Origin of the sequence: Vibrio sp. 1F263 (assembly GCF_041439035.1) — a bacterium.
Taxonomy (GTDB): Bacteria; Pseudomonadota; Gammaproteobacteria; order Enterobacterales; family Vibrionaceae; genus Vibrio; species Vibrio tasmaniensis_A.
In genome coordinates, this window is the sequence record NZ_JBGONI010000018.1 from 12,593 (window position 1) to 33,124 (window position 20,532).

A 20,532-nucleotide genomic window follows, 5' to 3' on the forward strand; every position below is an offset into this window, starting at 1 on the left:
TTTTGTAGGTTCAAATAAGTGTGGGCGGTTCACGCCGATTATTGGCGAGCCATACGCTTATTGTGGCTTGGTCTATCTTGCTCAGTTGAACGGTATGGATTGATATCCAGACCGCCACGACGCGTGTAACGTGCAAATACGGTTAGCTTCGATGGTGCACAGTATTTCATGATGTCAGTGAAGATACGCTCAACACATTGTTCGTGGAATTCGTTATGCTCGCGGAAAGAAACTAAATAGCGTAGCAGAGCTTCACGGTCAATTTGCTTACCGGAATATGCGATCTCTACGCTGCCCCAATCCGGTTGATTGGTGATTAAGCAGTTTGACTTCAATAAGTGACTATGTAGAGTTTCTTCTACTTCTTGCTCGCCAGCAGCCCTTTCAAGCAGTGACGCTTCAAAATCATAGCTCGTGATTTGGATGTCTTGATTGTCGATACAGTCACCTTCCATCGTCACGATAGGTTGGTTGGTGTAATCGGTTACTGAATTTACATTCACAATCACAGATTCGCCTGCACATGCTGACAAATCTTGAGTTAGACGCTCAGTGACTTGATCCCAGTTTTCAAACTGAGTTTGGTTGTAGCTGTTTAGGTACAGCTTGAAAGATTTTGACTCAATCAAATTTTGGCTAGTTGCCGGAATGAACACTTCACCAACAGCCACTTGTGGTAAGCCATTGGTGTTTAGCCACGAAAGCTCGTACATCGTCCAAATATCATGACCGACAAAAGGTAACTCTCCGTTTAGCGCAAGATCATTACGATTGAGGCTACGAGGTACTGGTTGCAATAAACTTGCATCGTATTGGTTAGAGTACTCAGTTTTTTGGCCTAGGGTTAAACCCGCTAGCTCTTTTGCGTCAGAATATTTGCTCATACTTTCGTTTCAAATTCGATTAGAATGGGGTCGATTTTACTGAATCCCCATTACCCTGTCATTAAGTCATCGCTTAATCGGCACGGAAAGGGCTCGGATTCTATTTATTATTTTGTGTTTAGGAGATTTTCATGACTCAACGCGCTCAAGACGCACTACTTTCTTTCAGTCAGCGATACGTTGACGCGTGGCAGCAGCAACACCAAAGCTTACCTCGTAATGAGGAGTTGGTGGACATTGTATCGCCATGCGTAGAAGAAAAGAGTGGTGATGCCGTGTTGTGGAAACACTATCCACGTGAGCAATTCGCAGATTTCACCAATGTTGAAACGGGTATTGAGCTGACTCTGCATGAAGACGTTAAGACTTTCTACGGCGCACAATTTAGTGCGGATATGAACGCGACTTTTGATGGTAACGAACTGACTCTGTTACAGATTTGGAGTGATGAAGATTTCGAATGCCTACAAGAAAACATCTTAGGTCACCTAGTGACTCAGCGTCGTTTGAAGCTAAAACCAACGGTTTTCATTGCTGCGACTGATGCTGAACTGGATGTTATCTCTATCTGTAACCTAACGGGGAACGTGATCCTAGAGCGCTTAGGAACCAAAAATCGTGATGTACTAGCCGAGACATTGGCAGAATTTTTAGAAAAGCTACAACCAGCGGTATAAATAGATGTACGTACTAGAACTTCAATTTGAGTGTTTTGATAACACAACGGTAAGCGCTGTCGATAAGGCGGTTAATGGCTTAATGGATGCTCTTCGTTATAACGGACAAGTGTTAGGTCGTGAGTTTCCAATCGTGATGGGTGACGGTGAATTCTATGTTCGCGTTGTGTGTCCGGAGCAAGATAGCTTACACCCACGTAATCATTCAGACTTCGTCAAAGTCTGTTTCGAGCGCTTATCTGCGGCGAGTTTATTAGCGCCTAAGATGCGTCTGCTTGGCCGAGATCTTAACTCCGAAGAAGTAGCCGAAGATGAAACGCCGAGCTGGCAAGTGTTGTACACGACGTTCGTGCATACCTGTTCACCGCTGCGCAGTGGCGACAGCTTGTTGCCTATTCCACTATATCGTAACCCGCCGACATTTAATGGCGATCATAAAGCCGTACTGAAATGGCAGACCGAATGGCAAGCCTGTGATGAAGTGCAAATGGGTGGTGGTTGCCGTGCTGAACATGCAACGCTAACCGAGATCAGTGATACTAAGAGTGTGCTGTTTAAACGTGGTTGGGGTCTAAGAGGGCGCATTGAATTTCTGACTAAGATTCCAACTTACTACTACTTATATCGTGTCGGTGGGATCAGCCTGAAAGATGAAAAAGAGCGAAAATGCCCACAATGTGGTGGTGAATGGCTGCTTGATGCACCAATCCACGATATTTTCTATTTCAAGTGTGATGATTGCCGTCTGGTATCCAACATTTCTTGGGATCACCTCAAGTAATCGACTTCGTTTGATTCACCCTGAGAAGCTTTACTTTCTAGCAAACTTTCATCATTAAAAAAGGGGCTGACATTGAGTCAGCCCCTTTCGGTATCTATAAGTGTCTATTTAAGCTGATTACCAACCTTTAACTACGCCACCTTGGAAGATGTCAGAAGCTGCGTTGTACACTTCTTCAGTTTGATATGCTTTAACGAAGTTTTGTACGTTTTCTGCATTTAGGTTGTCTTCACGAGAAACGATTAGGTTCACGTATGGAGAATCTTTGTCTTCAACGAATACGCCGTCTTTTTGTGGAGTCAGGTTGATAGAGCTCGCGTAAGTAGTGTTGATGATAGATAACGTCACATCATCAAGAGAACGTGGCAGTTGAGCTGCGTCTAGTTCAACAATCGTTAGGTTCTTAGGGTTACCAACGATGTCACGAACGGTAGCTAGAAGACCTGCACCTTCACGAAGTTCAAGTAAACCTTGCTGCTCAAGAAGCAGTAGAGAACGACCTAGGTTTGTTGGATCGTTTGGTACAGCGATACGAGCACCATCTTGGATTTCGTCTACCGATTTAACTTCTTTAGAGTAACCTGCAATAGGGTAAACAAAAGTGTTACCTGCAACCGTTAGCTTGTAACCACGGTCAGCAACTTGCTGATCTAGGTACGGCGTGTGTTGGAATGCATTGATGTCGATAGAACCATCATCTAGCGCTGCGTTAGGTGTTACATAATCCGTAAAAGTGACCAGTTCAACATCCAGGCCGTATTGCTCTTTCGCGACTTTAGCTGCTACTTCAGCAACTTGTGCTTCTGCACCTGCCATTACGCCAACTTTGATCTTAGAAGTATCGACTTCTTTATCACCACAACCTGCTAGTACTAGCGCTGAAGCTGCTGCTGCAATAGTAAGTAAACCTTTAAGGTTAAATTTCATAATAATCTCCTTTTAATAAATCTATTTAATTTGGTTTATACGACTTTGATTTTGGTCTGTAAGTCGTTATCTGTGGTCAACGCGGCGAACTAATGAATCACCGATTGATTGAATAATTTGTACCAGCACAATCAACATGACGACTGTCACAGCCATAATGGTCACATCGTAGCGGTGAAATCCGTAACGAATCGCGACATCACCTAGGCCACCACCACCCACAGTTCCGGCCATTGCCGAGTAACTCACAAGAGTCACTAGCGTAATCGTCACTGAGTTGATGATAGTCGGCAGTGCTTCAGGAAGCAGAACCTTATTGATGATTTGTGTTGGTGTTGCGCCCATTGACTGAGCTGCTTCCACTAGACCTGTTGGTACTTCAAGTAGTGCACTCTCGATAAGTCGAGCCACGAATGGGATAGCACCAATCGTCAGCGGAACAATCGCTGCAGTTGTACCGATGAAGGTACCAATCAGCATCTTAGTGAGAGGGATGATCGCTACCATCAGTACTAAGAAAGGCACAGAACGGCCCACGTTCACAACCGCACCAAGAATTTTGTTTAGCTTGGTGTTCTCTAACAGGCCACCTTTTTTAGTCGTGTGTAGAATAACGCCTAATGGAATACCGACAGCGAAACCAACGATGCCAGCAACAGCAACCATGTAAAGTGTCTCGCCTGTTGCTTCCAATAGAAGGTTGCCGTTAAGGCTGATCCAGTCAGCAATCTCGTTGAAACTAAAGGACATAACCAAGCACCTCTACTTTTACATTGTTGTCGCGTAGGAATTGGATAGCAGCATTATCATCGGCTTCGTTACCGAACAGCTCAGCGACCATCATGCCGAACTTCACGCCGCCGGCGTAATCGAGGTCAGAGCTTAAGATGCTGACATCGATATTGAATTTACGCGCAATTTGCGTCATCAGTGGAGCATCAACCGTTGCACCAGTAAACTCAAGACGTACTAATGGGTAGCTACTGTTAACGCGAGTCTCTTGCAAACGCGCTTGATAATCTTCAGGGATAGATAGGTCTAGCGTTGAGCGAATAAACTGATGTGCTAGCTCTGTCTTAGGGTGTGCGAAGATGTCGCCAACTGTGCCTTTCTCTACTAGCTCGCCACCGCCAATGATCGCGACTTCGTGACAAATGCTCTTAACTACGTCCATCTCGTGCGTAATAAGTAGGATCGTGATGTGTAGCTTGCGGTTGATTTCACGTAGCAGCTCAAGAATAGATTGAGTCGTTGCTGGATCCAGAGCACTGGTCGCTTCATCACACAGTAGTACTTTCGGGTCTGAAGCTAGCGCACGAGCAATCGCGACACGCTGCTTTTGACCACCACTTAAGTTCGCAGGGTAGGTATCACGCTTATCCGATAGGCCGACAAGCTCAAGTAGTTCACTCACTTTCGCTTCAATCGCAGCTTTATCTTTACCTGCAAGCTCTAAAGGTAGTGCTACATTGTTAAATACAGTACGAGAAGACAGCAGATTGAAGTGTTGGAATATCATGCCGATGTTACGGCGTGCTTCGCTAAGTTCTGATTTGCTGAGTTTTGTCAGGTCGATACCGTCAACAATCACTTCACCTGACGTTGGAGCTTCCAACATGTTTACACAACGGATAAGGGTACTTTTGCCTGCACCTGAAGAGCCGATGACTCCAAAGATTTGACCTTGAGGAATGTGGAGGTTGATATCAATTAAGGCATTGATTTCTTTAGTGCCTTGATAAAAAACCTTATTGACTTGATTCACTTTAATCATAGAGAAACCCGTGCAGGTAGAACAGAATAATATATTGATGACTCACTCGATTTACAGATGATGCTATGGTGTTCTATGATCTAAGTCAATAGATATTTTTACGTCTAGACGGCTAAACGCGAGTTGAGAAGTTAAACTAGAAACAAATCGTTAACGAACGCAAAACTAAATAGATAGTGATGAAGCAAATAAAGCGTGTAATAATTAATGATTAATAGAGAGTTGATAGAGAACTGAATTTTGTCTAAACCTGCTGTTTTTTTAGATCGTGATGGTGTGATTAACGTTGATCACGGCTACGTACATGATGAACATGACTTTGAATACATCGATGGTGTGTTTGAAGCGGCGAAAGCGTTTAAAGATATGGGTTATTTATTGGTGTTAGTGACCAACCAATCTGGTATTGCTCGCGGCATGTTTAGTGAAGACCGTTTTCTTTCTCTAACGCAGTGGATGGATTGGAACTTTGTTGATAACGGCGTTGAGCTAGATGGTATTTATTACTGCCCGCACCACGCTGAGCACGGTGTTGGTGACTACAAACAAGATTGTGAATGTCGTAAACCAAAGCCAGGCATGTTCATTTCTGCGCGTGACTTTCTGAAGATTGATATGGCTAACTCGGTCATGATCGGCGATAAAGCTGAAGACATGATGGCTGCAGAAGCGGCGGGTGTTGGCACTAAAGTACTGGTAAGAACCGGTAAGCCAATCACTGAAAAAGGTGAAGCGCTTGCAAGTGTCGTGCTTGACAGTATTAAAGATGTACCAGCATTCTTAAAAGGTTAAGACACTAAGTCTCTTTCACTTAGATATAAGTGTTATTCACTATATAAAGATGAGGAACGCAGTATGAAAGCATTGTTGATAGCATCTCTATGTACGGTAGCGTTATTCGGATGCTCTAAATCAGCAGCTCCTGAGACTGAGAGCGCAGTATCGGACGATCAATTCGTGATTTATCAATGTGAGTCTGACGCTTCATTTAAGGTCGCTTACCTTGGTGATGAAAAAGCGGTATTACGTTTACCCGAGAATGAATATCGCCTCACTCAAATAGCGGCAGGCTCAGGAACGAAGTACATCTTAGATGATGGAACCTCTGAACTGATCAATAGCGTAACTTTACGAACTAAAGGTGACAATGCACGTCTAGAACTTGGTCGTGTTATCTATAAAAACTGCCGAAAGTAGGTCATAGTGAACGACTAGGATTTACAAACAGTTAAGTGAGGGAGTTCGCCCTCACTTTTTCTTTCTCTTCCCTTTAACGTCAGACTTTTTATGAGCAAAAAACTCACTATTCTCGATATTGCTAAGCTGTCCGGTGTTGGTAAGTCTACCGTATCTCGCGTTCTGACCAATGATCCCAAAGTAAAACCTGAAACCCGTGAAAGGGTGGAAAGAGTAATTCAAGAATCTGGGTACACGCCTTCGAAGTCTGCGCAGTCGATGCGTGGTGGCAGTCAAAAAGTCATCGGTGTCATCATCTCTCGTCTGGATTCCCCCTCTGAAAACAAAGCGGTAAGTACGATGCTGGCCGAATTGTATCGAGCGGATTACGATGTCGTGATCATGGAAAGTCAGCTTGATAGAGAAAAAGCCAATGAGCATCTGCAGGTTCTCAAGCGTCGCAATGTAGATGGCATCATTGTGTTTGGCTTTACTGACTGTGATATTCCTGCCATTGAAGCTTGGGAACACAAAGCGGTGGTGATTGCTCTGGATACCGAGAACGTGACGTCGATTAACTATGATAACCAACAGGTGATCAATAGTGCGTTAACGCATCTAGCAGAGCAGGAAATCTCTGAGGTTGGTTTCATTGGCGTTGATCCTAGCGACAAATCAACCGGTGAACTGCGTCTTAAGGCCTATCTAGATTGGTGTGAAAGCGCTGGAGTGATTGCCAACTATCGTACTGGTCAACTTCATCATGAAAGTGCTTATCAGCTGGTGGATGAGGTGCTCGCTCCTACGACTCAAGCGATTGTTTGTGCCAGTGACACATTGGCTCTTGGCGTAATCAAACGTCTGCAAGAGCTGCAACGTGAAGATGTAGTGGTGACCGGTGTTGGTGGCAATGATCTTCTCTCTTTCTTGTTCCCGCGAGTATTTAGCATTGATCCTGGGTATCAATCTGCGGGTAAGTTGGCCGCTAATTTATTGATCTCTCAGCTTTTAGGCAATGCAGAGATCTCTCATCACACTCAATCACCTATTCTATAATCCAGTCAATCAAGCGAAATTGAACTGCTTAGATTAAAATTAGAGTGTGATCTCTTTCAATTAATGGGACTGTTCCCATTTTAATTTATCATTCATGTGGGCATTATAATAACCGTAATTGGGAATGTTCCCATAAATCTAAATCCGAGTGGTTATAGCTGCATGGTTTAGATGAGTAATTGAATGAAACCAGGGTGGGGTAGTATGAGTAAGATAGCGAAGCAAGACGTTGCGCGTCTTATCGAGTTAGTCGGTGGCGAAGAGAATATTGCGAGTGTCAGCCATTGTCTGACTCGACTGCGTTTTGTATTGAATGATACAGAAAAAGCGAACAAAGCAGAATTAGAGAAGCTTAAGCTGGTAAAAGGTTGCTTTACTAACGCAGGTCAATTCCAAGTGGTTATTGGCACCGAGGTTGATGAGGTGTACGCACTTTTGATTGAGCAAACTGGCAAAGATGCATCATCAAAAGATGAGGCGAAGTTGGCTGCTCGCCAGAACATGAACTTCCTTGAGCGTGGTATCTCCCATTTAGCCGAAATTTTCGTACCACTGCTGCCTGCCATTATTACTGGTGGTTTGATTCTTGGTTTCCGTAATGTGATTGGCGACATTCGCATGTTCGACGGCAAAACCTTGGTTGAGATCAGCCAATTTTGGGCAACCGTTCACTCTTTCTTATGGTTGATTGGCGAAGCGATTTTCTTCTTCCTACCGGTTGGTGTGTGTTGGGCGACGGTTAAGAAACTCGGCGGAACCCCTATTTTGGGTATCACGCTCGGTGTGACCTTGGTTTCCCCACAATTGATGAACGCTTACATGATAGGTAAGTCGGTGCCTGAAGTGTGGGACTTTGGCTTGTTCGTGATTGAGAAGGTCGGTTATCAAGCTCAGGTGATCCCTGCGATGTTAGCGGGTGTGGCTCTGGCCTTCATTGAGACCAACCTTAAACGCATTGTACCTTCTTATCTGTACCTAGTTGTCGTGCCATTTGTCTCGATCATCTTGTCTGTGATTCTGGCTCACGCTTTCATTGGCCCATTCGGTCGTATGTTAGGTGATGGTGTGGCATTCGCGGCTAAAGTGGCAATGACTGGTGACTTCGCCATTCTTGGGTCTGTAGTCTTTGGCTTCTTATACGCACCTTTGGTTATCACGGGTATTCACCACACAACCAACGCTGTGGACTTACAACTAATGCAAGACTTAGGTGGCACACCAATCTGGCCTTTGATTGCGCTATCAAACATTGCACAAGCTTCAGCGGTTGTCGGCATCATTATTTTGAGTAAGCGCGAAGGCGAACGAGACATCTCGGTACCTGCGGCAATCTCTGCGTACTTAGGTGTGACGGAACCAGCGATGTACGGCATCAACCTTAAATACAAATTCCCAATGCTGAGCGCAATGATCGGCAGTGCCGCAGCGGCTGCAATCTGTGGCAGCGCAGGTGTGATGGCGAATGGTATCGGTGTTGGTGGCTTGCCGGGCATCTTATCGATTCAACCTCAATATTGGTCGATTTACCTAGTCGCGATGCTAGTGGCGATAGTATTGCCTATCACGCTAACCCTGTTCTTCTACAAGCGAGCCCAATCCAAGGGTGAGTTAGAAACCGCCAACGCGTAATACATTTAATAAGCGATGAGTCCAATGTGAGTTATCGCTTTTTCTCTTAGTCATAACGGCTATTCGACCATGATTTGCATGGTGATTTTTATTTTATATTTTCTGGTAAGTGAGTGTTAGAGATGGCGATGACTGAACATGATGAAAGCTGGTGGAAAACCGCGACCATCTATCAAATCTACCCAAAGAGCTTCTGCGACAGTGGCAGTAAGGGTACTGGCGATATCAAAGGGATCATTTCGAAACTGGATTACCTCAAACATTTGAGTGTCGATGCGATTTGGCTAACCCCAGTTTACGCGTCACCCATGATCGACAATGGTTACGATATCTCAGACTACTACGCGATTAACCCTCAATTCGGCACTATGGAAGACTTCGACTTATTATTGTCTGAAGCGCACCAACGTGGCATTCGCATCGTGATGGATATTGTGGTCAACCATACTTCAACAGAGCATGCATGGTTTCAGTCTGCATTGGGTGACAAAAACAGCCCATACCGCGATTACTACATCTGGAAAGACCCTGTGAACGGCCAAGCACCAACCAACTGGCAGTCTAAATTCGGTGGTAATGCATGGGAAATGGATAAGGCCACTGGGCAATACTTCCTGCATTTATTTGCGAAAGAACAGGCCGACCTTAACTGGGAGAATCCGGTTGTACGTGAAGAAGTAAAAGATGTCATCAGCTTCTGGGCTGAGAAGGGCGTCGATGGTTTTCGCTTGGACGTAATCAACCTGATTTCAAAGCAGCAAGACTTCCCAAATGATGATATCGGTGATGGTCGCCGTTTCTATACCGATGGCCCACGAGTGCACGAATACCTGAAAGAGATCAGCGAAGCGGTATTCCAAAAATACGGTAGCGTAACCGTAGGTGAGATGTCTTCAACCACGTTGGAACATTGTCAGCAATACTCAAACGTTGATAACAGCGAGCTATCAATGGTGTTTAACTTCCATCACCTTAAGGTTGATTACACTAATGGTGAAAAGTGGACCAATGCGCCGTTTGATTTCTTACAGCTCAAGTCGATCTTCAATCATTGGCAAACTGGCTTAAACGGAAAAGGGTGGGGCGCACTATTCTGGTGTAACCATGACCAACCACGAGTGGTGAGCCGCTTAGGTAACGATCAACAATATCGCGCTGAATCAGCCAAGATGCTTGCCGCCTCGGTTCACATGATGCAAGGCACACCTTATATCTATCAAGGTGAAGAGATTGGCATGACCAACCCGGGTTACACCGAGATCAGCCAGTATCGTGATGTAGAGAGCACCAACATGTACGGCATCATGGTGAACCGTGATGGTGTGGCGCATCAAGATATGATGGCGATCTTAGCGCAGAAATCTCGTGATAACTCTCGTACTCCAATGCAGTGGAACAGTGAGCCCTACGCCGGATTCTCACAAGCTCAACCATGGCTTGATGTGGCGAATAACTACACTGAAATCAACGCCGAGCAAGCGTTGGAAGATAAAGACTCTGTATTTTACTTCTACAAGGCTTTGATTGAGTTACGTAAACAGCTACCGGTGATTACGGATGGCAGCTATCAAGATCTATTGCCTGAGCATTCATCTTTATTTGCGTATGTTCGTGAGAGTGAAGGGCAAACTCTACTGTGCATTAACAACTATTATGGTAAAGAGGCTGAATGCGTTTTACCTGAACGTTTTGAGATGGCGAAGGCTAAGAGCTTGTTGTCTAATTATCAAGTGAGCGAGAGTTTAGTGGCATCTCATCATCAAGTTTTGCGACCTTACGAGACTCGTATTCTCTTGATTGAAGATTAGCCTCGTTACTATTTCAATAAACCTAATTCTATTCCCCTTAAGAATTAGGCCTCTACAAAGGCTTTGGAGTGCTTCCCAAAGCCTTTTTGTTTTACTGATGTATGGATTAATCGTGCCTCGAGTTTGCTTGCGAAAAACTTGCGTATCGAGTGCCAGTAACGACAGAGCAGGTAATGAACGCTAAGACGCGTAATTCACCGAGTAGCGAGTTGGTTTGTGGTTCATTGCCAATACGATGTTCAATACTGCGGTGCCTAATACAGATACGGTAATCACCCAAGGTGATACAAAGAAGAAGGATGCAAACAGAATACAAGCATCAATGCACATCTGAGTTTTTCCTACTGATATACCGTAGCGGTCTTGGATAAACAAACACAGTACGTTGAAGCCACCCAAGCTTGAGCGATGACGGAATAGGATTAGCATACCTAAGCCCATTAGTAAGCCACCAGCAACAGCACAGTAGATTTCGTTATGAACTTCTAGTGAGATAACTAGGTATAAATGATCGGCAAAAACAGACACTAAAGCGCCAGCAATTGCACTGCTAATGGCAAAGCTACGACCAAATCGTTTCCAAGCTAATAAATAGAATGGACAGTTGGCAACAAAGTACAAAATACCAAAGGTTACAGGTAAGAATTGACTCAAAAGCAGAGCCAAGCCAGTAGTACCACCGGTAAGCAGATTTGCTGACTGTAAAAAGAAGACGCCTAACGCCACTAAAAACGTGCCAGTAAGAATGGCTACCCAATCTTCTTTACGTGAGTGTTTTTCCATCGTTTTTATAATTACCTAACCAATAAAGGCGTGCATAGTAGAGAAAAACCTTAGCTTTCGGTAGCTTGAGGTGCAAAATTAAGGTAAACCTATGTAATCTGCGTTTTACAGGGTGTAAAGCGTAAAATTGACAGTAAGCGTCATCTTTGGTTGGATAAGCTCAATAACCATGATGAATCTTATTTGTGATTATGAAAAAACTGCATGATAAAATTGCAATTAGCTCTTTATGACCTAGATCAAATTATGTAGAATGCGTCACATCAAAACGGTGACGGAAACGTTTGCTTTCGGTCGTTGTGTGGTTTTTTTGAAACTTTCAGTACAATCTGAGTCAGGAGATACAGATGCTTAAGCGTGACATGAACATTGCTGATTACGATGCGGACCTATTCGCAGCTATCCAAGAAGAAACTCTTCGTCAGGAAGAGCACATCGAACTTATCGCTTCAGAAAACTACACAAGCCCACGTGTAATGGAAGCTCAAGGTTCTCAACTTACAAACAAATACGCTGAAGGCTACCCTGGTAAGCGTTACTACGGTGGTTGTGAGTTCGTAGATAAAGTTGAAACTCTAGCAATCGAACGTGCATGTGAACTGTTTGGCGCTCAATACGCGAACGTACAACCTCACTCAGGTTCTCAAGCAAACAACGCTGTATACATGGCACTACTGAATGCTGGCGATACTGTTCTAGGCATGAGCCTAGCGCACGGTGGTCACCTAACTCACGGTTCTCCGGTAAACTTCTCTGGTAAGCTTTACAACATTATCCCTTACGGTATCGATGAAGCAGGTCAAATCGATTACGAAGAGATGGAAGCGCTAGCTATCGAGCACAAACCTAAGATGATCATCGGTGGTTTCTCTGCTTACTCTCAAGTTTGTGACTGGGCGCGCATGCGTGAAATCGCTGACAAAGTAGGTGCTTATTTCTTCGTAGATATGGCGCACGTTGCTGGCCTTATCGCTGCAGGTGTTTACCCTAACCCAGTTCCACACGCTCACGTTGTTACAACAACAACGCACAAAACGCTTGCTGGTCCTCGTGGTGGTCTTATCCTTTCTAACGAAGGCGAAGATCTTTACAAGAAGCTGAACTCAGCAGTATTCCCAGGCGGTCAAGGTGGCCCTCTAATGCACGTTATCGCTGGTAAAGCAGTAGCGTTCAAAGAAGCTCTAGAACCAGAGTTCAAAGAATACCAAGCTCGCGTAGTGGCTAACGCAAAAGCAATGGTTGCTGAATTCTTAGCACGCGGTTACAACATCGTTTCAGGTTCTACAGAGAACCACCTGTTCCTAGTTGATCTAATCGACAAAGACATCACAGGTAAAGAAGCAGATGCAGCACTAGGTTCAGCTAACATCACAGTTAACAAGAACTCAGTACCAAACGATCCACGTAGCCCGTTCGTTACTTCTGGTATCCGTATCGGTTCTCCTTCTATCACTCGTCGCGGTTTCTCAGAAGCAGACGCGAAAGAGCTAGCAGGTTGGATGTGTGACATCCTAGATAACATGGGTGATGAGTCTGTTATCGAAGCAACTAAAGCGAAAGTGTTAGAAATCTGTAAGCGTCTACCTGTTTACGCTTAATTTTTCTGCGTAGTAATTTGAACTTCGTTGTCGAGCATGCTCACTTACATCCGTAAGCTCCGCGTGCTCTCCTAGAATTTCAAACGACTACTTTGAAATTGATTTAAAGGTCCCTTTTGGGGCCTTTTTTGTATCTGTAGGTATGAGATTTAGGTTATCTGAGAATACAGAAAGGCAGGTACTAAAAAGGGTTAATGCTTTCACATCAACCCTTTATTGCTTTCTTGTTGTGTCGCTTCTACTTTTTAATGCTAAGTAGGGTGCCTGACTTACACTTGAAAGAGTAGTAGTGACGGCTTTCGTTGAATTTACCTAAGCCTTCGCCATCACAATAGTCGATGTTGATATCGCGCATAATTTCTAGTGTATCTTCACTGTTTAAGGCAAATTTAGAGCCGTCAGAGCAGACGATACGTACTCTTTCATCATGGCTTACAGAGTAGATATCGACTTCAGTATTACACAGCTCAAAAGAGGCTTCACGGAAGTTGTCTTGTTGAGTATTTGAAGCACAACCTGCGGTAAATACGGCTGCGATAACGGCTAAAAGTCCGAGTCTTTTCATTGTTAGTCCTTCGATATCATCGAATTTGGTGATGAGTTTTATATGCTGTTTGGAGTAGCCTATACAACAACACGCTTTGATTCAAGGCGCGTTCGCTGACTCTAGGATATAAAAGTATAGGCGCAACCAGATAATTTCTAATAAGTTTATTCGTCTTTAGCCTATTATGTACCCGACCAAAAATAAAAAAACCAACACGGAGGTTGGTCTTTAAAATTAAGTTTGTTCTTAATTACTACCGAAACTGTTTGGCTTCAGGAAGAAACTCAAAACCGGCAGACGCAAGTTTTGCAGTCAATGCCGCTTTGTCGATTTCATAGAAGTTGACTACTCGATCCAAGTCACCGCCGAAATCGTCACGCAGTTTCATGTTGACGATGCTCATCAACATCACAGGATCCATCTTTTCAAAGTTAGCGAGGTTCATATTAGTCCTCGAAATCTGAGATCAGTAGATTCGCTGCGGCAAATGCAGCACGATCTCTTGCTTCTTTAGGAAGAGATTCATCTGCAGCAAGGTCGTTCAATGTTTTTACCGCGCAGGTGATCGCTTTAGGGATATAGCCTTGGTCGCCACTGCCAATTTGAGAATACAGTTCACGCACCAAATCACAACAATCGTATACTTTCATTTTTATACCTAACCAAATGATAACTGATCTCAATATACACATAGAGATAAGCAAAAACAAAGTGGATCTGACTAAGTTCCGAGTTAGTTTGTTCTTGCTCAATATCTCATTCTGTTGATGCTCAATGTATCACTTTGCTAACTTGTTACTTAGCGTGATATTTACTGATTCGCCTGATAATTACCGCTTAACTAGAGATCTGCTGTTCAAGCTGATAAGTGACCTCATCAGCTAAGTTGAGCTGCTTTGCTAACTCTTTGAGGTAAGCCTTCTCCATAAAGTTCTGCTCATCCGCTACAATCAAAGAGGCTAAGTAGATCTCACTCGCTTGTTGAGGTGACGTTGCTAATTGAGCAATTTCACTTGGATCGAGTGGTTTATGCAGCTCTTCAGAGACCAATTTAGTCAGTTGATAATCGGCGCCCATATTTTCGACCGCTTGCTCGATCTTTGCCATCTCCTCTTCATCGACATGACCATCGGCTTTGGACGCAGCAATCATCGATCTTAGAATCAGCACACTATGGTTTGAGTCGTTCTCATCAAATTGAGCTTGTTCGGAATTCGGTGCTTGGCCTTGTTTAGACTGATAGTCGTTATAGACCTTGTAAGCGAGTGCGCCAAGTGCCGCTGCGCCACCAATACCAGCGGCTTTCTTACCCATTTTCTTGGTTTTCTTAGAGCCCATTAACGCACCTAAGAGTCCGCCGCCAACTGCGCCTGCGCCGAAGGCTCCGAGCGTGCTTTTGTTGATATTCTTACCACTGCCGCCTTGAGTTAGGCCACTTAAACTTGAAGAGCCTTGGGAAAACTTCTGAGTACCTTGTTTAACGAGATCTGACTTAAGTGCTTGGTTAAGTAAGCTTTTGATATCCATTGATACCTCCAATGTAATCGTGTCTAAAGAGTTGATGAACCCAATATACGGATTTAAAGATGAACAGGGGATTAACTTACGTTATTTACTCTGGTGATAAATAGAAGGGAGTTTGAAGAGAAACGACAGGCACAAAAAAGGCCACCTAATGGTAGCCTTTCAATGTTTATCTAGCGAGTAATCGGATTACTAAGCTAGTTGAGCTGTAAGGTGCTCGATAACCGTGTCCATAGCGATTGCTTCTTTATCACCAGTACGACGGTTTTTGTATTCGAAGTTACCTTCGTCCATGCTGCGATCACCGATAACGATAGTGTGAGGGATACCCACTAGCTCGATATCTTTAAACATAACACCTGGGCGCTCTTTACGGTCATCAAATAGTACTTCGATTCCCATAGCCGTTAATTCAGCGTATAGCTTCTCAGCGGCTTCTTTAACGCGCTCAGATTTGTGCATGTTCATTGGTACGATAGCAACTTGGAATGGTGCTAGTGCGTCTGGCCAAGTGATACCGAATTTATCGTGGTTTTGCTCGATAGCAGATGCAACAACACGTGAAACACCGATACCGTAACAACCCATTTCTAGGATTACGCTCTTACCATCAGGACCAAGCACGTTACAGTTCATTGCTTTAGAGTAAGTATTACCTAGTTGGAAGATGTGACCAACTTCTATACCGCGCTTAAGTTGGATGGTACCTTGACCACATGGGCTAAGGTCGCCTTCAACTACGTTACGTAGGTCTTCAACTTGAGCAAGCTCAACGTCACGACCCCAGTTAATACCGAAGTAGTGCTTACCGTCTACGTTTGCACCAGCACCGAAGTCGCTCATTACAGCAACAGAGCGGTCAACGATGAATGGTAGCTCTAGACCAACAGGGCCAAGTGAACCAGGACCTGCACCAACAAGTGCACGGATTTCTTCTTCAGAAGCCATCTCTAGTGGAGAAGCAATCTGTGGAAGGTTCTCTGCTTTCACTTCGTTAAGCTCGTGGTCGCCACGGATGATTAGCGCGATGATATCAGCGTCTACTTCATCAGAAGCTTTAACGAATAGAGTCTTAACTGTCTTCTCGATTGCTAGGCCGTGTTGCTCTACAAGTTCTGCGATTGTTTTTGCGTTTGGCGTATCAACCAGTTCCATCTCTTGAGTTGGCGCTGCCGCTTCAGTCGTTGGAGCAAGTGCTTCTGCTTTCTCGATGTTCGCTGCGTAATCAGATTCTGAAGAGAATGCGATTAGGTCTTCGCCGCTTTCAGCAAGAACGTGGAACTCTTGAGATCCGCTGCCGCCGATTGCGCCAGAGTCTGCTAATACTGGACGGTACTCAAGGCCCATGCGGTCGAATGCTTTACAGTAAGCATCATGCATTGCTTGGTAAGACTTTTCTAAGCCTTCTTTATCGATATCAAAGCTGTACGCATCCATCATCGAGAATTCACGTGCACGCATTACGCCAAAACGAGGGCGGCGTTCATCACGGAATTTAGTCTGGATTTGGTACAGGTTTAGAGGAAGCTGTTTGTAAGAGCTGATCTCGTTACGTACTAGGCTCGTCACAACTTCTTCAGCTGTTGGGCTAAGAACAAACGGACGAGAATGACGGTCTGTGAAACGAAGTAGCTCAGGACCCATCTTTTCAGAACGGCCAGTCTCTTCCCAAAGCTCAAACGGTTGAACTACGGGCATCAAGATTTCAACGGCACCTGCATTATCGATCTCTTGGCGAACGATATTTTCGACTTTACGCAGTACACGTAGACCAGTAGGTAGCCAAGTATATAAACCTGAAGCTAGCTTACGGATCATACCTGCACGTAGCATCAGCTGGTGGCTGATAACTTCTGCGTCGTTTGGAGTCTCTTTCAGAGTAGAAAGAAGGTAGTTACTGGTACGCATTCTATGGTATCCGTTTCATCATTGATAAAAGAAAACTTGCTGTGGTTAATGACAACAGCAAATCTGATATAGCCGCATATAATATCAGCCTATTTGGGATCTCAAAAGCGTTCAATGTCAGTTACATTGATGAAAAGCGTTTCAACCACGAATTTCACGTTAAGATCGAACAAATTTACCGCATATTCCTTGTTGTCAGGCTTACCTTTCTTATAGGCAGGGCGAGGATCTTGGCCTAATACTTCTTTGATCACCTGAATGATATGGCGTGCTTGTGGGTGGCTTGCGAGCTTACTTTGCGCTTGTTGCGAGAAGTTAACGTCGAGCACTGCTGGTTCATCGGCGGCAAACCCCCCTAGTGCATCGGGAATTGAATCCGAGTAGGGGATATAAGGTTTGATGTCGATGATCGGTGTGCCGTCAACGAGATCAACACTGCCCAAGTCCAACCAAGTTTGTCCCTTTTCTTGAGATACCCCTTTGAGTTCAACTGCAGACATGCCTATTCCATTCGGTCTGAATGTGGCACGAGACGCGAATACACCAATACGTTCGTTCCCGCCAAGGCGAGGTGGCCTCACGGTTGGTTTCCATCCTGCTTCAAGGTTCTTATCGAACAAAAACAACAACCACACATGGCTAAATTGTTCAATATTACGAACAGACTCAAGGCAGTTCGCTGCTTCAACTAGCCTGACTCTTGAGGTAGAAGTGGGTACTAACCTAGGCTGTCTTGGCACAGCGAACTTCTCTTTATAAGGAGACTCAATAAAGCCAACAGGTTCAATGGTGTACATAGCAAGGTGTTCTCTGGTTTCAGTTAAGACGGAAAAATATCATAAAATCACTTGTTTTTCTTTTGATAATAATTATCATTTGATATGTTATAACGTATCAAATTAGCCATTTAAGGGAAATACAATGAAACCGAATATCCACCCTGATTACCGCCCCGTGGTTTTTCATGACACCAGTGTCGATGAGTACTTCTTAATCGGATCTACATTGAAAACAGATCGCACTATCGAATGGGAAGACGGAAATACTTATCCTTACTTCACGATTGAGGTGTCGTCAAAGTCGCATCCTTTCTATACGGGTAAACAGCGAGTGCTACATAAAGAGGGACGCGTTGCGAACTTCACTCGTCGTTTTGGTCAATTAGGTAAGGGAGCGAAATAGAATGAAAGTTGTGAAATCACTGAAAAGTGCGAAAAGCCGTCACCCAGATTGCCAAATAGTAAAGCGTAGAGGCCGTCTCTATGTCATCTGTAAATCCAACCCGAGATTCAAAGCGGTTCAAAAATAGTCAGTCAATTTGATGTGACATGAGTGTAAAAACGAGGGGAAAGTCAAACTTCATTCATTTGTCTGTTTTTCTTTTCCTTCGAGAGGAACTTTGTAGGAGAGTATGTGCTCACTTAGCGTACGTTGTTTCTTATTTGTCACTTTATCAATGGCTTACAAGCGCAAGCATAAACCGAATGAATGCATCCATACCAATTATAAACCTAACTTTCATACTTTAATTGGAGTTATTTGCTAATTTTTTGTTTTTATTAAGTTAAAAAGAATGGTTTGTTACACACTTTGTAACATTTGCGATTTCTAATTGACCCTTTTGTCGAGTAATCTGCGCGGGCAATTTAAACATCTTTGTCACAATTGCACAGGAATCACTACAAGGAGGGAACTGATGAGTTCATCAGCTTCAATAAAAAACAATTCGCCTAAAAAACCTATTTTTACTCGCTTTTTAGATGGCGTTGAATATTTGGGGAACCTATTACCCCACCCAATCACTCTTTTCGCAATCTTCTGCTTAGCAATCCTCGTTACTTCAGGTATTGCTGGTTACTTCGAAGTGTCTGTTATGGACCCTCGACCAGAAGGTGCTAAAGGTCGTGCTGCTGACGGCATGATCCACGTTGTAAGTCTGCTTAACGCAGAAGGTCTACAACTTATTGTGACTAACTTAGTTAAGAACTTTGTTGGTTTTGCTCCACTAGGTACTGTACTTGTTGCTATGCTTGGTGTAGCGATTGCTGAACACTCAGGTCTACTATCTGCTGCAATGCGTGGCATGGTAATGGGTGCTTCTAAGCGCATGGTTACAGTAACGGTTGTGTTTGCAGGTATTATCTCTAACACAGCATCAGAGCTTGGCTATGTGGTACTTATTCCACTAGCAGCAATGCTTTTCCATTCTTTAGGTCGTCACCCTCTTGCTGGTCTTGCTGCGGCATTCGCTGGTGTGTCAGGTGGTTACTCTGCAAACCTACTTATCGGTACGGTTGACCCACTGCTTTCTGGTATTACAGAAACAGCGGCACAGATGATTGACCCGTCTTACACGGTTGGTCCTGAGTCAAACTGGTACTTCATGTTTGTTTCTACTTTCTTCATCGCGATTACAGGTGCATTTGTAACTGAGAAGATTGTTGAACCTAAGTTGGGTAAATACAACGACGAAGAAGCTTCTGAAGATTTATCAAATGATTCGATGGGCAGACTGACGGATGTTGAGAAGAAAGGTCTAAAACTAGCAGGTATTGCTGTATTGGCTGTTTCTGCACTTCTAGCGTGGACTATCGTTCCAGCTGACGGTGTTCTACGTTCAGCGTCTGGTACGGTTTCGGGTTCTCCATTCTTGAAGAGTATTGTTGCGTTTATCTTTGTATTCTTCGCTATTCCTGGTTTTGTTTACGGTAAAGTTACCGGTTCAATGAAGAACGATCGTGACGTGATCAACGCGATGGCAACGTCTATGTCTTCAATGGGCATGTACATTGTTCTTGTATTCTTTGCTGCACAGTTTGTTGCTTTCTTTAAGTGGACTAACTTTGGTCAAGTAATCGCTGTTGGTGGCGCTAGCTTCTTACAAGATATCGGTCTTACTGGCCCAATGTTGTTCTTTGCATTTATCCTAATGTGTGGCTTCATTAACCTAATGATCGGTTCAGCTTCTGCTCAGTGGGCAGTAACAGCACCTATCTTTGTACCTATGCTAATGCTTGTTGGTTACGCACCAGAAACGATTCAAGCTGCTTACCGTATCGGTGATTCAACGACGAACATCATTACACCAATGATGAGCTACTTCGGTCTTATTCTTGCTGTAGCGACGCGTTACATGAAGAACCTTGGTATCGGTACTCTGATTGCTACAATGCTTCCATACTCAATCTGCTTTATGTTCGGTTGGAGCATCTTGTTCTACCTATGGGTGTTCGTATTTGGTCTTCCAGTAGGCCCAGGTGCAGCAACGTTCTACACGCCGTAGTAACGTTAGTACAAGTCATATTGTTAGATTTTAAAGCCTGCCTCGTGCAGGTTTTTTTTGATCGAAATTATGGTGTACCAATCACGGAAAGTGATCTGAAAGAGTGTAGAAAATTGGGATGATTTAAAAAGAAGAGATGGTGGCAAGATGGATCATCAATACTCCGTTAAAGTAACA

Annotated in this window: 22 protein-coding genes; 11 read left to right on the top strand and 11 right to left on the bottom strand. The window is 44.1% G+C overall.

Annotated features, from left to right (window positions below; all coding sequences use genetic code 11):
- Positions 1-38: 38 nt before the first annotated feature.
- On the bottom strand, positions 39-884 hold the full coding sequence (queF, locus tag ACED25_RS12810) for an NADPH-dependent 7-cyano-7-deazaguanine reductase QueF (protein WP_269335675.1): 846 nt from the start codon (positions 882-884) through the stop codon (positions 39-41).
- Positions 885-1,015: 131 nt separating this feature from the next.
- Between queF and syd the strand changes: the two genes are divergently transcribed.
- Complete coding sequence (syd, locus tag ACED25_RS12815; protein ID WP_009847453.1) at positions 1,016-1,561, top strand: SecY-interacting protein; 546 nt, start codon at positions 1,016-1,018, stop codon at positions 1,559-1,561.
- A gap of 4 nt (positions 1,562-1,565) precedes the next feature.
- The gene (locus ACED25_RS12820; RefSeq protein WP_012604630.1) at positions 1,566-2,342 is read left to right on the top strand and encodes a Zn-ribbon-containing protein; all 777 of its coding nucleotides are present in this window, start codon (positions 1,566-1,568) and stop codon (positions 2,340-2,342) included.
- Between the two features lie 117 nt (positions 2,343-2,459).
- On the opposite strand, the gene ACED25_RS12825 is transcribed toward ACED25_RS12820, so the two are convergent.
- The 3 genes from ACED25_RS12825 to metN form a co-directional block, all read right to left on the bottom strand.
- A complete protein-coding gene (locus ACED25_RS12825; protein WP_009847450.1) occupies positions 2,460-3,269 on the bottom strand; it encodes a MetQ/NlpA family lipoprotein in 810 nt (269 codons plus the stop codon).
- 66 nt (positions 3,270-3,335) lie between these two features.
- Entirely contained in the window at positions 3,336-4,019 is a 684-nt protein-coding gene (locus ACED25_RS12830; protein WP_009847449.1) for a methionine ABC transporter permease, read from the bottom strand.
- Positions 4,009-5,043, bottom strand: a complete 1,035-nt coding sequence (gene metN, locus ACED25_RS12835; protein ID WP_012604625.1) for a methionine ABC transporter ATP-binding protein MetN — start codon at positions 5,041-5,043, stop codon at positions 4,009-4,011. The genes ACED25_RS12830 and metN overlap by 11 nt, the downstream gene beginning before the upstream one ends.
- Before the next feature lie 240 nt (positions 5,044-5,283).
- Between metN and gmhB the strand changes: the two genes are divergently transcribed.
- The 5 genes from gmhB to treC all read left to right on the top strand — a co-directional run bounded on the left by gmhB (position 5,284) and on the right by treC (position 10,712).
- Positions 5,284-5,835, top strand: coding sequence for a D-glycero-beta-D-manno-heptose 1,7-bisphosphate 7-phosphatase (gene gmhB, locus ACED25_RS12840; RefSeq protein ID WP_012604624.1), 552 nt, complete (start codon positions 5,284-5,286; stop codon positions 5,833-5,835).
- Between the two features lie 63 nt (positions 5,836-5,898).
- A complete protein-coding gene (locus ACED25_RS12845) occupies positions 5,899-6,240 on the top strand; it encodes an MliC family protein (RefSeq protein ID WP_012604623.1) in 342 nt (113 codons plus the stop codon).
- Between the two features lie 90 nt (positions 6,241-6,330).
- A complete protein-coding gene (treR, locus tag ACED25_RS12850) occupies positions 6,331-7,275 on the top strand; it encodes a trehalose operon repressor TreR (protein ID WP_371695416.1) in 945 nt (314 codons plus the stop codon).
- A 204-nt stretch (positions 7,276-7,479) separates the two neighbouring features.
- Positions 7,480-8,904 carry a PTS trehalose transporter subunit IIBC gene (gene treB / locus ACED25_RS12855; RefSeq protein WP_371695417.1) on the top strand — a complete coding sequence of 475 codons (1,425 nt, stop codon included), beginning with the start codon at positions 7,480-7,482 and terminating at the stop codon, positions 8,902-8,904.
- A 122-nt stretch (positions 8,905-9,026) separates the two neighbouring features.
- Positions 9,027-10,712, top strand: coding sequence for an alpha,alpha-phosphotrehalase (treC, locus tag ACED25_RS12860; RefSeq protein ID WP_371695419.1), 1,686 nt, complete (start codon positions 9,027-9,029; stop codon positions 10,710-10,712).
- A gap of 180 nt (positions 10,713-10,892) precedes the next feature.
- Here treC and ACED25_RS12865 read toward each other — a convergent pair whose 3' ends face one another.
- The gene (locus ACED25_RS12865; RefSeq protein ID WP_371695420.1) at positions 10,893-11,495 is read right to left on the bottom strand and encodes a YitT family protein; all 603 of its coding nucleotides are present in this window, start codon (positions 11,493-11,495) and stop codon (positions 10,893-10,895) included.
- Positions 11,496-11,842: 347 nt separating this feature from the next.
- Here ACED25_RS12865 and glyA point away from each other — a divergent pair, with 347 nt between their 5' ends.
- Positions 11,843-13,093, top strand: coding sequence for a serine hydroxymethyltransferase (gene glyA / locus ACED25_RS12870; protein ID WP_017084166.1), 1,251 nt, complete (start codon positions 11,843-11,845; stop codon positions 13,091-13,093).
- A 238-nt stretch (positions 13,094-13,331) separates the two neighbouring features.
- Here glyA and ACED25_RS12875 read toward each other — a convergent pair whose 3' ends face one another.
- The 6 genes from ACED25_RS12875 to tsaA all read right to left on the bottom strand — a co-directional run bounded on the left by ACED25_RS12875 (position 13,332) and on the right by tsaA (position 17,869).
- Positions 13,332-13,658 carry a hypothetical protein gene (locus ACED25_RS12875; RefSeq protein ID WP_009847438.1) on the bottom strand — a complete coding sequence of 109 codons (327 nt, stop codon included), beginning with the start codon at positions 13,656-13,658 and terminating at the stop codon, positions 13,332-13,334.
- A 235-nt stretch (positions 13,659-13,893) separates the two neighbouring features.
- A complete protein-coding gene (locus ACED25_RS12880) occupies positions 13,894-14,085 on the bottom strand; it encodes a DUF4250 domain-containing protein (protein ID WP_009847437.1) in 192 nt (63 codons plus the stop codon).
- A 1-nt stretch (position 14,086) separates the two neighbouring features.
- Entirely contained in the window at positions 14,087-14,290 is a 204-nt protein-coding gene (locus ACED25_RS12885) for a YaeP family protein (RefSeq protein ID WP_009847436.1), read from the bottom strand.
- A gap of 187 nt (positions 14,291-14,477) precedes the next feature.
- Complete coding sequence (locus ACED25_RS12890) at positions 14,478-15,167, bottom strand: tellurite resistance TerB family protein (RefSeq protein WP_371695421.1); 690 nt, start codon at positions 15,165-15,167, stop codon at positions 14,478-14,480.
- A gap of 189 nt (positions 15,168-15,356) precedes the next feature.
- Positions 15,357-17,072 (bottom strand): proline--tRNA ligase, encoded by a 1,716-nt coding sequence (locus ACED25_RS12895; protein ID WP_371695422.1) that lies wholly within the window; start codon positions 17,070-17,072, stop codon positions 15,357-15,359.
- Positions 17,073-17,173: 101 nt separating this feature from the next.
- Entirely contained in the window at positions 17,174-17,869 is a 696-nt protein-coding gene (gene tsaA / locus ACED25_RS12900; RefSeq protein ID WP_102582458.1) for a tRNA (N6-threonylcarbamoyladenosine(37)-N6)-methyltransferase TrmO, read from the bottom strand.
- A 124-nt stretch (positions 17,870-17,993) separates the two neighbouring features.
- On the opposite strand from tsaA, the gene ACED25_RS12905 reads away from it, so the two are divergent.
- From ACED25_RS12905 to ACED25_RS12915, 3 genes are all read left to right on the top strand, one after another.
- The gene (locus ACED25_RS12905; RefSeq protein ID WP_009847432.1) at positions 17,994-18,254 is read left to right on the top strand and encodes a type B 50S ribosomal protein L31; all 261 of its coding nucleotides are present in this window, start codon (positions 17,994-17,996) and stop codon (positions 18,252-18,254) included.
- A gap of 1 nt (position 18,255) precedes the next feature.
- Positions 18,256-18,381 (top strand): type B 50S ribosomal protein L36, encoded by a 126-nt coding sequence (gene ykgO, locus ACED25_RS12910; RefSeq protein ID WP_009847431.1) that lies wholly within the window; start codon positions 18,256-18,258, stop codon positions 18,379-18,381.
- Between the two features lie 387 nt (positions 18,382-18,768).
- The gene (locus ACED25_RS12915; protein WP_009847430.1) at positions 18,769-20,355 is read left to right on the top strand and encodes an AbgT family transporter; all 1,587 of its coding nucleotides are present in this window, start codon (positions 18,769-18,771) and stop codon (positions 20,353-20,355) included.
- The last annotated feature ends 177 nt before the right edge of the window (positions 20,356-20,532 follow it).